This window comes from Pseudomonas cucumis, assembly GCF_030687935.1.
Taxonomy (GTDB): Bacteria; Pseudomonadota; Gammaproteobacteria; order Pseudomonadales; family Pseudomonadaceae; genus Aquipseudomonas; species Aquipseudomonas cucumis.
Genome location: NZ_CP117454.1, coordinates 5,047,515 through 5,060,596, shown reverse-complemented (window position 1 = coordinate 5,060,596; position 13,082 = coordinate 5,047,515). Strand labels below are relative to the sequence as shown.

The following is a 13,082-nucleotide window of genomic DNA, read 5'->3' as shown; positions in this document are numbered from 1 at the left end:
GCGCCGTGTACAAGCTCAGTTTTTTTGTTCCGGCCAGCCATGTCGAGGTGGTCAAGAGTGCTGTGTTCGCTGCCGGTGGCGGGCGGATCGGGGCTTATGATCGCTGCGCGTGGCAGGTGTTCGGGTTGGGTCAGTTTCGTCCACTGGATGGCAGTCAGCCGTTCATTGGCGAAGCGGGGCAGGTCGAGCAGGTTGAGGAATGGAAGGTTGAGCTTGTGGTCAGCGATGAGTTGATTCGGGCGGTGGTGGTGGCTCTGAAAGAGAGTCATCCCTATGAGACGCCGGCTTACGAGGTATGGCGGTTGGAGGATTTCTGATCTTCCTGGCCGCTGAAATGAAAAACCCGCTGAAGTGATTTCAGCGGGTTTTTTTGTGCGCCCGGCATGTGCGCAATCGGGTGAGGGTTCCACCGTTTTGCGCAGACGCCTACAAGCCGATCAGTCGATGTACTCAAACAACTTCACGATCTTCTGCACGCCGGAAACGCCTTGTACCAGATTGGTTGCCTGGGCCGCTTCCTGCTTGGTCAGCAGACCCAGCAAGTAGACGATGCCGTTTTCAGTCACAACCTTGATGCGTGACCCCGGGATGGAGGGATCGGTAAGCATCTGGGTCTTGATCTTGGTGGTCAGCCACGTGTCGTTCTGGCGCGCCAGCAGCGAGGAAGGCTGCAGCACTTGCAGCTCGTTGTGTACCTTCTTTACCCGCTGAACGGAGGCGGCAACCTGTTCGGCCTTGGCCTTGAGGTCGGCGCGCGGGGTTTGCCCGGCGAGCAGCACTACGCCGTTGAAGCTGGTGACGACGATGTGCGAGTTGTTGTCCAGGTCCGGATCGGCCTTGGCGATGTTTACACCTGCCTTGGTTTCGATCAGGGAGTCGTCGATCTTGCTGCCGAAGGTGCGGGTGCCACGGTCATCATCGATCGGCGCTTCACGGCTGGCGGTAACCACCGAGGTGCAGCCGCTGATGCCAAGGCACAGGGTCAAGGCCAGAAGGCCTAGGCGATTAGGGGTCATTCTTCACTCCCGAACAGTTGGCTGTCGATCAAATCGCAAAGGCAATGGATCGCCAGCAGGTGGACTTCCTGAATACGTGCGGTGACGTTGGCCGGTACGCGAATCTCGACGTCCTCAGGCAATAGCAGTGACGCCATGCCGCCGCCATCACGACCGGTCAATGCTACGACAATCATTTCGCGATCATGTGCGGCCTGGATCGCTTGAATTATATTTGCCGAGTTGCCGCTGGTGGAAATCGCCAGCAAAACATCACCCGGCTGGCCCAGGGCGCGAATCTGTTTGGAGAAGATTTCGTTGTAGCTGTAATCGTTGGCGATCGAGGTGATTGTCGAGCTGTCGGTGGTCAGCGCGATGGCCGGCAGACTCGGGCGCTCGCGCTCGAAACGGTTGAGCAGTTCGGACGAGAAGTGCTGCGCGTCACCGGCGGAGCCGCCGTTGCCGCAGGACAGCATTTTGCCCTCGTTGAGCAGGGCGTTGACCATGACCTGGCTGGCTTGCTCGATGTGCGGTGCAAGTACGTCCATCGCCTGTTGCTTGGTGTCGATACTGGCCTGAAAAAGCTGGCGAATTCGCGATTGCATGTCCATCTGTGTGACCTTAATTAGCGCGGCTACTCGGCACATGAAAGTGCAGCCCGCAAAGCAAAGAGCAAAAGTGTTGGGTGAAGGTGTCCGGTTCGGGGCGCAAGCGATCAGCTGTCGAAGGCATTCTGCAACCAGTTCAACTGATCAAGGTTGCTGTCGATGGCAACCACGTCGAAGCGGCAGGGGAAATTGGCCCAACGCGACTCGCGCTGAAGAAAATACTGCGCGGCAAAAATCAGTTTCTGCCGTTTGCGGCCATCGATGCTATCGAGCGCGCCACCCCATTGGGTGTTTTTTCTGTAGCGGACTTCGACGAATACTACTGTATCGCCATCAAGCATGACCAGATCAAGCTCGCCGCGTTTACACAACCAGTTCTGCGCCAGCAGGCGCAGACCTTGTTGCTGAAGATGCTCGAGCGCATGACGCTCGGCATCTCTACCGCTTTGCTGGCGTGACCTGTCAGGCATCAGCGCGAGGTGTCCGGCAGGCGTTGAACCTGACCGTTGGTGAACTCTGCCCATGGCAACTGACGCTCGACGCGTTGATTCTGAGTCATGCCCAGGCTGCCCGATTGGCCTTGGATGCGGCTGTCCGGCAAGGCCTTGAGTTGCCCCAGGCGCGGTGCCAGGCGATAGGCGTCAACGCCCATCGCGTACAGGCGACCCAGGCTGCCGCCGGCTTGTGGCCATTGTGCAGTGACCTGTTTGCGCAGCGGGTCGTTGGCGTCCAGCAGCCAAGGGGTTTCGCAGAAGCGAATACCGTTCATGTCGTTGTACTGGTTCTGGTCGCCGCTGGCGCTGAACACGTGGGAGGTGGCGTAAACCGGCACGTCACCCGCGTACTGGAAGTTCAGGGTCGGTTTGATCTGTTGAGCCTGTTGCGGCGTTGCGGCCAGGAAGATGAACTCGATGTCCTGACGACGCGAAGGTTGTGCGGCAACCTGCGAGCCAACGGTGCTTTGCAGGCTCTTGGCGCGGCCTTCGCTCTGGCGCAACTGGAACATGTCGGCAATCTGCTGGGCCAGTTGCACCGGCTGGTCGACGCGTTCGGTAGCAACGATGCTGCCCCCGTTGGCTTGCCAATCCTGGCTGAACGCCCTGAGTACGCGGTCACCCCATTCGCCTTTCGGCACCATGATGGCGGCGCGGTGCAGGCCATCGGCGCGCGCACGACGGGACACTTCGCGGGCTTCGTCTTCAGCGGCAAGACCGAACTGGAACAGTTGGGCCGGACCTTGTTCGCCTTCGCTGTAGTTCAGTGCAAGGGTCGTGATCGGCAGTTGCGGGCGCGCGCTGAGTTGTTTGACCAGGGGCTTCTCCAGTGGGCCGACCACCAGTTGCACGCCATCGGCCTGGGCCTTGCGATAAAACTCGTCGAGGGAGGTCAGGCGCGAGCTGTCATAGAACTCGATGGCCGGCGGCTTCTGCCCGGCTTGTTGCGCCTGGTAGTGAGCGGCCATGAAGCCTTCGCGCAGTGCTTTGCCAACCGAACCCAGCGGGCCGTCTTGCGGCAGTAGCAGGGCGATCTTGCTCAGGGGCTGGCTGGCCAGCTCCTTGAGCTTGGTCAGTGGCAGCGGCAGCTGGATGGCAGCCGGGTGTTTTGGATTTTTTTCACGCCAGTTGTCGATCGCGGCTTGCTGCTGTTCCAGGGTGCCGGCCGTTTTCACCGCCAGCGCCAGACGGATCCAGCCGCCAAGGTCATCGTCGGTGGTCGGCTGCAATTGATCGGTCGGCAGCGAAGCGATCAGGGTCCAGATCGCTTCGTGGTTTTTGCTGGCAGCTTCACCTTCAAGCATCGGCGCAATAAAGATGCGCTCCCGGGCGGCGGCCAGGGTCTGGCCGTCGGCCTCAAGGGCGCGGGCATGAACGGTGCCGGTGCGAACCTGTTGTTCGACGGGCAGTTCGCTCAGGCGTTGCAGGCTCGGATGGCTCAAGGCAGTCAGCGCCGCTTTGGGCTGATTGCGGACCATGGCCAGTTCAGCCGCCAGGGTGTTGGCGAAGACTTGTTGGCCAGGCTTGAGTTGTTCCACCGGGACCTGTTGCAGGATTTGCGCGGACTGCCCGGCATTGCCCTGACGATAAGCCAGGTCTGCCGCGCTCAAGCGCAATAGAGCGGCTTTTTCCGGATCTTTGCTTTTAGTGGCCTGTTCGAGCAGTTGCTCGATACTGGCGTCCGGGGTCCGTGGAAGTTCGCCAAGGCTGGAGGAGGGCGAGCTGGCGCAAGCCGCCAGCAAGGCAGCGAGGCAGAGGGCAGTGAGCAGCCGCAGGCAAGCGATCATGTAAGTGTTCCTGATACTCGATCAAATTAGCGTGGAATTGTACCCAAGCACTGGCCGGGGCGCGATGTTACTGGCGTGAATCGATCAATTTAGCTCGTGCAAATGTTGCAGCACTGCACAAAAGGCTGGAAAACCCGGGGAGGGCAAGGCGTATCGCAAGCGCCGCTACGCGCTACAATGTCGCCTTTTACCGATCATGAGGTGTGCGCTTTGACTGCTCCAGGTGCTTTGAATTCCGCTGCTGGCTCGCTTTATGTGGTGGCGACGCCCATCGGCAACCTGGACGATATCAGTGCGCGTGCGCTGAAGATCCTGCGCGAGGTCGCCTTGATCGCGGCCGAAGATACTCGCCATTCCCAGCGATTGATGCAGCATTTCGGTATTCCCACGCCGCTGGCGGCCTGCCATGAACACAACGAGCGGGAGGAGGGTAACCGCTTTATCACGCGTCTGCTGGCGGGCGACGATGTGGCGTTGATTTCCGACGCCGGGACGCCGCTGATTTCAGATCCGGGTTATCACCTGGTGCGCCAGGCCCGTGCCGCGGGAATCAATGTGGTGCCGGTGCCGGGTGCATGTGCCTTGATTGCTGCGTTGTCGGCGGCGGGGCTGCCATCCGACCGTTTCATCTTCGAAGGGTTTTTGCCGGCCAAGGCTGTCGGCCGACGTGCTCGTCTGGAACTGGTAAAAGAAGAACCGCGCACGCTGATTTTCTACGAAGCACCGCACCGCATCCTCGAATGCCTGCAAGACATGGAGCTGGTATTCGGCGCCGAGCGTCCGGCGTTGCTGGCGCGTGAACTGACCAAGACTTTCGAAACCCTCAAGGGCTTGCCATTGGCCGAGTTGCGTGAGTTCGTCGAATCGGACAGCAATCAGCAGCGTGGCGAGTGTGTGGTGCTGGTGGCGGGCTGGACTGCCCCAGAAACCGAAGACGCTGTCAGCAGTGAGGCCATGCGTATTCTCGACCTGCTACTCGAAGAGATGCCGCTCAAGCGTGCAGCGGCATTGGCGGCGCAAATTACCGGCGAACGCAAGAATGTGCTCTATCAGGTCGCGCTGGATAAACAGAAGGGCGAGTAAACCGGCATGCAGCGCCGGCCAGAGGCTTTTAGCGCTTGTTCTTCGGCCGCTCTGCCGTTAATCTTCGCGGCGGAGAGTCGATCGGACAGTCGCTGCCCTCTATGAAAATTAGGGGGGGGAGGAAAGTCCGGGCTCCATAGGGCGAAGTGCCAGGTAATGCCTGGGAGGCGTGAGCCTACGGAAAGTGCCACAGAAAATAACCGCCTAAGCGCTTCGGCGCCGGTAAGGGTGAAAAGGTGCGGTAAGAGCGCACCGCACGTCTGGCAACAGTTCGTGGCTAGGTAAACCCCACTTGGAGCAAGACCAAATAGGGTCCCAAGGCGTGGCCCGCGCTGGGACCGGGTAGGTTGCTAAAGATGTCCAGTGATGGCCATCGTAGACGAATGACTGTTCAAGACAGAACCCGGCTTACAGATCGACTCTCCACCTTTTTTCCTCTCTGCCGGATCATTGGCAGCGATGTGCGTAATGGCAATTTCCCTCCCTGCTGAATCAATAGCAGAAGCGCTTTTGTAATACCGAAAAAATCTTACTCTTAACAAACTACTTTAACTTCTGAACGCAGCCTTCTGTGCTGATTCAAGTTATTGAGCGAATTCATCCGTCAGATTCTCGTTAACCCTCCTTTTACGCTCCTAAATCTCCGTTCTGTAAGGCTTTTCCTTTAATCCGCGCCTTGACGGTGTGGTGGGGGCATTCCTATAGTGTGCGCAAGTGGCGGAAAGTGGCATGAAGTGGGTTTTTTGAGCGTAAAACGCTAATATTTGGAGAAACGCTGACGTGTTTCGCGGAGCTAACGCTATCAGTCTCGATGCAAAGGGCCGTCTCGCTATGCCGAGCCGGTACCGTGACGAGCTGGTTTCGCGTAGTTCTGGTCAATTAATCGTCACCATCGATGCCGTTGATCCGTGTTTGTGTGTTTATCCCCTCGATGAGTGGGAAATTATCGAAACCAAACTGCGCGCACTGCCTTCGCTACGCGAAGAAAACCGCCGCCTGCAACGTTTACTGATTGGTAATGCCGTCGACCTCGAGCTCGATGGCAGTGGTCGTTTTCTGGTTCCGCCGCGTCTTCGCGAATATGCCAAGTTGGATAAGCGCGCAATGTTGGTAGGCCAACTGAACAAGTTCCAATTGTGGGACGAGGATGCCTGGAATGCGGTTTCTGCCGCTGACCTGGCTGCTATTCAACAACCGGGCGCTATGCCTGATGAACTGCGTGATTTGATCCTGTGACTATTGATAGCGGCTTTAACCACATCACCGTACTGCTTGACGAAGCCGTCGAGGCTCTCGCCGTACGTCCTGATGGCTGCTATCTGGACGGTACGTTCGGCCGTGGCGGGCACAGTCGGTTGATCCTCAGCCAGCTCGGGCCTGATGGCCGGTTGCTCGGATTCGACAAAGATCCTCAAGCGATTGCCACCGGGCAAACGCTAGCGGCCGAAGACGGCCGCTTTGTCGTTGTGCAGCGCAGCTTTGCCGAGCTCGGTTCGGAAGTCGCCGAGCGCGGTCTGGCCGGCAAGGTCAGCGGTGTTCTGCTCGACCTCGGCGTGTCTTCGCCGCAGCTCGACGACCCGGAGCGCGGTTTCAGTTTCCTCAACGACGGTCCGTTGGACATGCGCATGGACCCGTCCCGCGGGATCAGCGCCGCCGAGTTTGTAAACACCGCGCCGGTGGAAGAAATCGCCCGGGTGTTCAAGCAATATGGCGAAGAGCGTTTCTCCGGTCGCATGGCACGTGCCGTGGCCGAGCGTCGCGACATCAAGCCGTTCGAGCGCACTGGCGATCTGGCTGAAGTGTTGAAAGTCGCCAACCCGGCATGGGAAAAGGGCAAGAACCCGGCCACCCGTGCATTCCAGGGCCTGCGTATTCACGTCAACAACGAACTGGGCGATCTGGAAACCGGCCTCGAAGCCGCGCTGGAATGCCTGGAAGTAGGCGGCCGTCTGGTCGTCATCAGCTTCCACTCGCTGGAAGACCGCATCGTCAAACTGTTCATGCGCAAACTGGTGAAAGGCGAAGCCGACAACCTGCCGCGCAACCTGCCGGTCCGTCACGTCGCTTTCGAACCGAAAATCAAAATCCATGGCAAAGCGCAGTCCGCCTCCGAGGCCGAACTCAAAGCCAACCCACGTTCCCGTAGCGCCATCATGCGTGTCGCGGAGAAGTTGCGGTGAGCAAGCTTTTCGCCAAGCCACTTCCCGGCGGAAGCTTTTTCATGCTGCTGCTGTTTGTCGGCGTGCTTGTGTCGGCCATCGGCGTGTCCTATAGCGCACACTGGAACCGTCAGTTGCTGAATTCTCTGTACGGCGAATTGAGCGTGCGCGACAAGGCGCAGGCGGAGTGGGGCCGGTTGATTCTCGAGCAGAGCACCTGGACCGCCCATAGCCGTATCGAAGTCCTGGCCACCGAGCAACTGAAGATGCGCATTCCCGGCGCCGCTGAAGTGCAGATGGTGGCGCCATGATGAAACTCGAAGGCGCGCTCTTTCCATGGCGGTTCCGTCTGGTGGTCGGGTTGCTCGGCATCATGGTGGCGGCGATTGCCTGGCGCATCATCGATTTGCAAGTGGTCGACCGTGCCTTCCTTAAAGGTCAGGGCGATGCACGCAGCGTTCGTCATATTCCAATTCCGGCTCACCGTGGTCTGATCACCGACCGTAACGGCGAGCCGTTGGCCGTGAGTACCCCGGTCACCACCCTGTGGGCCAACGCCAAGGAAATGCAAACGGCCAAAGAGAAGTGGCCGGCACTGGCGGCTGCGCTGGGGCAGGACCCGAAAGCCTTGGCCGAACGTCTCGAAGCCCAGGCCAATAAAGAATTCATTTATCTGGTGCGCGGGCTCACCCCCGAGCAGGGCCAGGCTGTGCTTGATCTGAAAGTGCCGGGCGTTTATGGCATCGAAGAGTTCCGGCGTTTCTACCCGGCCGGTGAAGTCACCGCCCATATGGTCGGCTTTACCGACATCGATGATCACGGGCGCGAAGGCGTCGAGCTGGCCTACGACGAATGGCTGGCCGGCGTCCCCGGCAAGCGACAGGTGATCAAGGACCGGCGCGGCCGGCTGATCAAAGATGTCCAGGTCACCAAAAACGCCAAGGCCGGCAAGCCCTTGGCGTTGTCCATTGACCTGCGTCTGCAATATCTGGCCAACCGTGAACTGCGTAATGCGATCATCGAGAATGGCGCCAAGGCCGGCAGCCTGGTGATCATGGACGTGAAGACCGGCGAGATCCTCGCCATGGTCAACCAGCCGACCTACAACCCGAACAACCGTCGCAACCTGCAACCGGCGATGATGCGCAACCGCGCGATGATCGACGTGTTCGAACCGGGTTCGACCATGAAAGCGATTTCCATGAGCGCCGCGATTGAAACCGGGCGCTGGAAGCCGACCGATACCGTTGAGGTGTATCCAGGCACCTTGCAGATTGGTAAGTACACCATCAAGGACGTATCCAAGAGTGAAGGCCCGGTGCTCGACCTGACCGGTATCCTGATCAATTCCAGTAACGTCGGCATGAGCAAGGTTGCGTTCGATATCGGCGGCGAAACGATTTTCCGCCTGGCGCAGAAAGTCGGCCTCGGTCAGGACACCGGTCTCGGCTTCCCGGGCGAGCGCGTTGGCAACCTGCCGAACTACCGCGAATGGCGCAAGGCTGAAACTGCCACGCTGTCCTACGGCTACGGTATTTCCGTGACTGCGATCCAGTTGGTCCACGCCTTCTCGGCCCTGGCCAACAATGGTCGTCTCGCGCCGCTGACCCTGATCAAAACCGATAAGGCACCGCAAACCACACAGGTATTGCCGGAAGCCGTCGCGAAAACCATGCAAACCATGCTGCAACAAGTGATCGAAGCCCCGCGCGGTGTATTCCGTGCGCAGGTGCCGGCGTATCACGTGGGCGGCAAGTCGGGTACCGCGCGTAAAACGTCGGTCGGCACCAAAGGCTACGCCGAGAATTCCTACCGCTCGCTGTTTGCCGGCTTCGGCCCGATGAGCGACCCGCGCTACGCAATCGTGGTGGTGATCGATGAACCGACCAAGGCCGGTTACTTCGGTGGTCTGGTATCGGCGCCGGTGTTCAGCAAAGTGATGTCCGGGACCTTGCGCCTGATGAACATTACCCCGGACAACCTGCCTGCCACTCAACAAGCGAACGCCGCACCGGTCGTTCCGCTGAAAGCTAATGGAGGGCGCGGCTGATGTCGCTGAGCCTGAACAAGATTTTCGCCCACGCCGGCCGCGATCTGTTGATCCGCGAATTGGCGCTGGACAGCCGCAACGTACGGGCAGGCGATCTGTTTCTCGCGGTTCCTGGTGGCAAGTTCGACGGGCGTGCGCACATCGCCGACGCCTTGCAACGCGGCGCTGCTGCCGTGGCTTATGAAGTCGAAGGCGCGACCGTGCTGCCGATTACCGATGTGCCGTTGATTCCGGTCAAAGGCCTGGCGGCGCAGCTGTCGGACATCGCCGGACGTTTTTATGGTGACCCGAGCCGTCATTTGAACCTGATCGGCGTGACCGGCACCAACGGTAAAACCAGCGTGACCCAATTGATCGCCCAGGCGCTCGACCTGCTCGGTCAGCACTGCGGCATTGTCGGCACCCTGGGCTCCGGTTTCTACGGCGCGCTGGAAAGCGGTCTGCACACCACGCCGAACCCGATTGCGGTGCAAGCGACCCTCGCCGACCTGAAAAAGGCCGGCGCCAAAGCCGTGGCCATGGAAGTCTCTTCCCACGGCCTGGATCAGGGCCGCGTGACTGCGTTGGCGTTCGATGTGGCGGTGATGACCAACCTGTCGCGCGATCATCTGGATTACCACGGCACCATGCAGGTCTATGGCGAAACCAAGGCCAAGTTGTTTGCCTGGAATGATCTGAAGTGCCGGGTGGTCAACCTGGACGACGATTTCGGCCGGCAACTGGCGGCTGATAAAGGCGAGTCGCGACTGATCACTTACAGTCTGGAAGATTCCAGTGCCTATCTGTATTGCCGCGAAGCGCAGTTCGACGACGAAGGCGTGCGCGCCACGCTGGTCACGCCGCAAGGTGAACACCATTTGCGCAGCACCTTGCTCGGCCGTTTCAACCTGAGCAACGTGTTGGCCGCGATCGGCGCCTTGCTCGGGCTGGACTACGCGCTGGACGAAATCCTCAAAGTGCTGCCGAAACTCGAAGGCCCGGCCGGTCGCATGCAGCGCCTGGGCGGCGGTACTCAGCCGTTGGTGGTGGTCGATTACGCCCACACACCGGATGCGCTGGAAAAAGTCTTGATGGCCCTGCGTCCTCACGCCAAAGGCCGGTTGCTGTGTCTGTTCGGTTGCGGCGGTGATCGCGATCGCGGCAAGCGTCCGCTGATGGCGGAAGTGGTCGAGCGTCTGGCCGATGGCGTACTGGTCACCGATGACAATCCGCGCACCGAAGACCCGACCGTGATTTTCGACGACATCCGTGCCGGTTTCACCGCTGTGGATAAAGTTGCCTTCGTCGCCGGCCGTGGCCAGGCGATTGCCCAATTGATCGCCAGCGCTTCGGCGGATGACGTGATTGTCCTGGCCGGTAAAGGTCACGAGGACTATCAGGAAATCAACGGCGAGCGCCACGCTTTCTCCGATCTGGTCGAGGCCGATCACGCCCTGACCGCGTGGGAGGTGGCCCATGCTTAAAGCCTTGAAACTGAGCGAACTGACCAGCGCATTGAATGGCCGTCTGATTGCCAGCGACGCCAGCTTTGACGGCGTCAGCATCGACAGCCGCGCGATCACGCCCGGCCAGCTGTTTATTGCTCTGGCCGGCCCGCGTTTCGATGGCCATGATTACCTCAATGACGTCGCCGCCAAAGGCGCCGTGGGTGCCTTGGTCGAGCGTGAAGTCGCCGACAGCGCGCTGCCGCAACTGCTGGTCAAGGACACCCGCCAGGCCCTCGGCCAATTGGGCGCGATGAATCGTGCGGCATTCACTCAGCCTGTCGTGGCCATCACCGGCTCCAGCGGCAAGACCACGGTCAAGGAAATGCTTGCAAGCATCCTGCGCACGCGCGGTCCGGTGCTGGCGACCCGTGGCAACCTGAACAATGACCTCGGCGCTCCACTGACCTTGCTCGAACTGGCGCCGGAGCATACCGCGGCCGTGATCGAGCTCGGCGCTTCGCGGCTCGGCGAGATTGCCTACACCGTCGGCATGACCAAGCCCCACGTGGCTATCATCAACAACGCCGGGACCGCCCACGTCGGCGAGTTCGGCGGGCCGGAAAAAATCGTTGAAGCCAAGGGCGAGATTCTCGAAGGGCTGGATGCCGATGGCGTCGCCGTGCTGAATCTCGACGACAAGGCGTTTGAAATCTGGAAAACCCGAGCCGCCGGTCGCAAAGTGCTGACGTTTGCCCTGAGCAACATCAGCGCCGACTTCTACGCCAGCGATCTGGATCGCGATGCTCGCGGCTGCCCGGCGTTCAACCTGCACAGCCCTGAAGGTGTGGAGCGGGTTCAGCTGAACCTGCTCGGCACCCATAACGTCGCCAATGCGATGGCCGCCGCCGCTGCCGCCCATGCCTTGGGCGTGTCGCTGTTCGGCATCGCTACCGGTCTCGGCGCCGTGCAACCGGTCAAGGGCCGCACCGTCGCGCAACTGGCAACTAACGGTATGCGCGTGATCGATGACACGTACAACGCAAACCCCACCTCCATGTGCGCCGCCGTTGATATACTCGCCGGCTTTTCCGGTCGCACCGTTTTGGTGCTCGGAGATATCGGCGAGTTGGGCGATTGGGCGGAGCAGGGGCACCGCGATGTGGGCGAGTACGCCCGCGGCAAGGTTTGCGCGCTGTACGCGGTCGGGCCAATGATGACCCACGCCGTGAACGCTTTCGGCGAGCAGGCTTTTCACTTCAGCACTCAGGCTGAGCTGATCAAGGCCCTGGAAGCCGAGCAGGACACAAACACCACCATTTTGATCAAGGGCTCGCGCAGCGCCGCGATGGAAAACATCGTCGCCGCTTTGTGCGGGACCCGTCTGGAGAAACATTAATGCTGCTGCTGCTAGCGGAGTATCTGCAACAGTTCTACAAAGGCTTCGCGGTCTTTCAGTACCTGACCCTGCGCGGGATCCTCGGTGTGCTGACCGCGCTGGTCTTGTCGCTGTGCTATGGCCCGTGGATGATCCGTACTCTGCAGAACCGTCAGATCGGTCAATCCGTTCGCAACGACGGCCCGCAATCGCACCTGTCGAAGTCGGGTACCCCGACCATGGGCGGCGCGCTGATTCTTTCGTCCATCGGCGTCAGCACCTTGCTCTGGGCTGACCTGACCAACCGTTACGTTTGGGTCGTGTTGTTGGTGACCCTGCTGTTCGGCGCCATCGGTTGGGTCGACGATTACCGCAAAGTCATCGAGAAAAATTCCCGCGGCCTTCCGAGCCGCTGGAAGTATTTCTGGCAGTCGGTGTTCGGCCTGGGCGCGGCGATCTTCCTTTATATGACTGCCGCGACGCCGGTAGAAACCACCCTGATCCTGCCGATGCTCAAGGACTACAGCATTCCGCTGGGCGCGGGTTTCATCGTCCTGACCTATTTCGTGATTGTCGGCTCGAGCAATGCGGTCAACCTGACCGACGGCCTCGACGGTCTGGCGATCATGCCTACCGTGATGGTCGGTGGTGGCTTGGGGATCTTCTGCTACCTGTCGGGTAACGTGAAATTCGCTGAATACCTGCTGATTCCTTACGTGCCGGGCGCGGGTGAGTTGATCGTATTCTGCGGCGCGCTGATCGGCGCGGGCCTGGGTTTCCTCTGGTTCAACACCTATCCGGCCCAAGTGTTCATGGGCGACGTCGGCGCACTGGCACTGGGCGCGGCCCTGGGCACCATCGCGGTGATCGTCCGTCAGGAAATCGTCCTGTTCATCATGGGCGGCGTGTTCGTGATGGAGACCCTGTCGGTTGTCATTCAGGTTGCCTCCTTCAAGTTGACCGGGCGCCGCGTGTTCCGCATGGCACCGATACACCACCACTTTGAACTCAAGGGCTGGCCCGAGCCACGTGTGATCGTCCGTTTCTGGATCATCACCGTGATTCTGGTACTGGTCGGCCTTGCCACCCTGAAGCTGAGGTAGA

At 60.1% G+C, this 13,082-nt stretch carries 13 protein-coding genes and 1 other RNA gene; 10 read left to right on the top strand and 4 right to left on the bottom strand.

All coding sequences use genetic code 11. The features are described 5' to 3' along the window. Positions 1-5 precede the first annotated feature (5 nt). Positions 6-317, top strand: a complete 312-nt coding sequence (locus PSH97_RS22915; RefSeq protein WP_305446807.1) for a Nif3-like dinuclear metal center hexameric protein — start codon at positions 6-8, stop codon at positions 315-317. A gap of 120 nt (positions 318-437) precedes the next feature. Here PSH97_RS22915 and PSH97_RS22910 read toward each other — a convergent pair whose 3' ends face one another. The 4 genes from PSH97_RS22910 to PSH97_RS22895 all read right to left on the bottom strand — a co-directional run bounded on the left by PSH97_RS22910 (position 438) and on the right by PSH97_RS22895 (position 3,884). Continuing rightward, entirely contained in the window at positions 438-1,016 is a 579-nt protein-coding gene (locus PSH97_RS22910) for a BON domain-containing protein (protein ID WP_305446806.1), read from the bottom strand. Next, a complete protein-coding gene (locus PSH97_RS22905) occupies positions 1,013-1,606 on the bottom strand; it encodes a phosphoheptose isomerase (protein WP_007904374.1) in 594 nt (197 codons plus the stop codon). The genes PSH97_RS22910 and PSH97_RS22905 overlap by 4 nt, the downstream gene beginning before the upstream one ends. A 104-nt stretch (positions 1,607-1,710) precedes the next feature. Further along, positions 1,711-2,073, bottom strand: a complete 363-nt coding sequence (locus PSH97_RS22900) for a YraN family protein (protein ID WP_305446805.1) — start codon at positions 2,071-2,073, stop codon at positions 1,711-1,713. Further along, on the bottom strand, positions 2,073-3,884 hold the full coding sequence (locus PSH97_RS22895; protein WP_305446804.1) for a penicillin-binding protein activator: 1,812 nt from the start codon (positions 3,882-3,884) through the stop codon (positions 2,073-2,075). The genes PSH97_RS22900 and PSH97_RS22895 overlap by 1 nt, the downstream gene beginning before the upstream one ends. 177 nt (positions 3,885-4,061) lie before the next feature. On the opposite strand from PSH97_RS22895, the gene rsmI reads away from it, so the two are divergent. The 9 genes from rsmI (at position 4,062) to mraY (ending at position 13,081) form a co-directional block, all read left to right on the top strand. Next, complete coding sequence (gene rsmI, locus PSH97_RS22890) at positions 4,062-4,967, top strand: 16S rRNA (cytidine(1402)-2'-O)-methyltransferase (RefSeq protein ID WP_161794736.1); 906 nt, start codon at positions 4,062-4,064, stop codon at positions 4,965-4,967. Between the two features lie 73 nt (positions 4,968-5,040). Continuing rightward, positions 5,041-5,394, top strand: an RNA gene (rnpB, locus tag PSH97_RS22885) — RNase P RNA component class A. 353 nt (positions 5,395-5,747) lie between these two features. After that, on the top strand, positions 5,748-6,203 hold the full coding sequence (gene mraZ, locus PSH97_RS22880) for a division/cell wall cluster transcriptional repressor MraZ (RefSeq protein WP_003205355.1): 456 nt from the start codon (positions 5,748-5,750) through the stop codon (positions 6,201-6,203). Then, entirely contained in the window at positions 6,200-7,147 is a 948-nt protein-coding gene (gene rsmH, locus PSH97_RS22875; RefSeq protein WP_370694677.1) for a 16S rRNA (cytosine(1402)-N(4))-methyltransferase RsmH, read from the top strand. Before mraZ ends, rsmH begins: the two co-directional genes overlap by 4 nt. Further along, positions 7,144-7,437 carry a cell division protein FtsL gene (gene ftsL / locus PSH97_RS22870; protein WP_038981628.1) on the top strand — a complete coding sequence of 98 codons (294 nt, stop codon included), beginning with the start codon at positions 7,144-7,146 and terminating at the stop codon, positions 7,435-7,437. Before rsmH ends, ftsL begins: the two co-directional genes overlap by 4 nt. Next, positions 7,437-9,176 (top strand): peptidoglycan D,D-transpeptidase FtsI family protein, encoded by a 1,740-nt coding sequence (locus PSH97_RS22865; RefSeq protein WP_177319036.1) that lies wholly within the window; start codon positions 7,437-7,439, stop codon positions 9,174-9,176. Before ftsL ends, PSH97_RS22865 begins: the two co-directional genes overlap by 1 nt. Further along, positions 9,176-10,639 (top strand): UDP-N-acetylmuramoyl-L-alanyl-D-glutamate--2,6-diaminopimelate ligase, encoded by a 1,464-nt coding sequence (locus tag PSH97_RS22860; protein WP_305446803.1) that lies wholly within the window; start codon positions 9,176-9,178, stop codon positions 10,637-10,639. Before PSH97_RS22865 ends, PSH97_RS22860 begins: the two co-directional genes overlap by 1 nt. Beyond that, the gene (locus PSH97_RS22855) at positions 10,632-11,999 is read left to right on the top strand and encodes a UDP-N-acetylmuramoyl-tripeptide--D-alanyl-D-alanine ligase (protein WP_305446802.1); all 1,368 of its coding nucleotides are present in this window, start codon (positions 10,632-10,634) and stop codon (positions 11,997-11,999) included. The genes PSH97_RS22860 and PSH97_RS22855 overlap by 8 nt, the downstream gene beginning before the upstream one ends. Then, a complete protein-coding gene (gene mraY, locus PSH97_RS22850) occupies positions 11,999-13,081 on the top strand; it encodes a phospho-N-acetylmuramoyl-pentapeptide-transferase (protein ID WP_008005012.1) in 1,083 nt (360 codons plus the stop codon). The genes PSH97_RS22855 and mraY overlap by 1 nt, the downstream gene beginning before the upstream one ends. The last annotated feature ends 1 nt before the right edge of the window (position 13,082 follow it).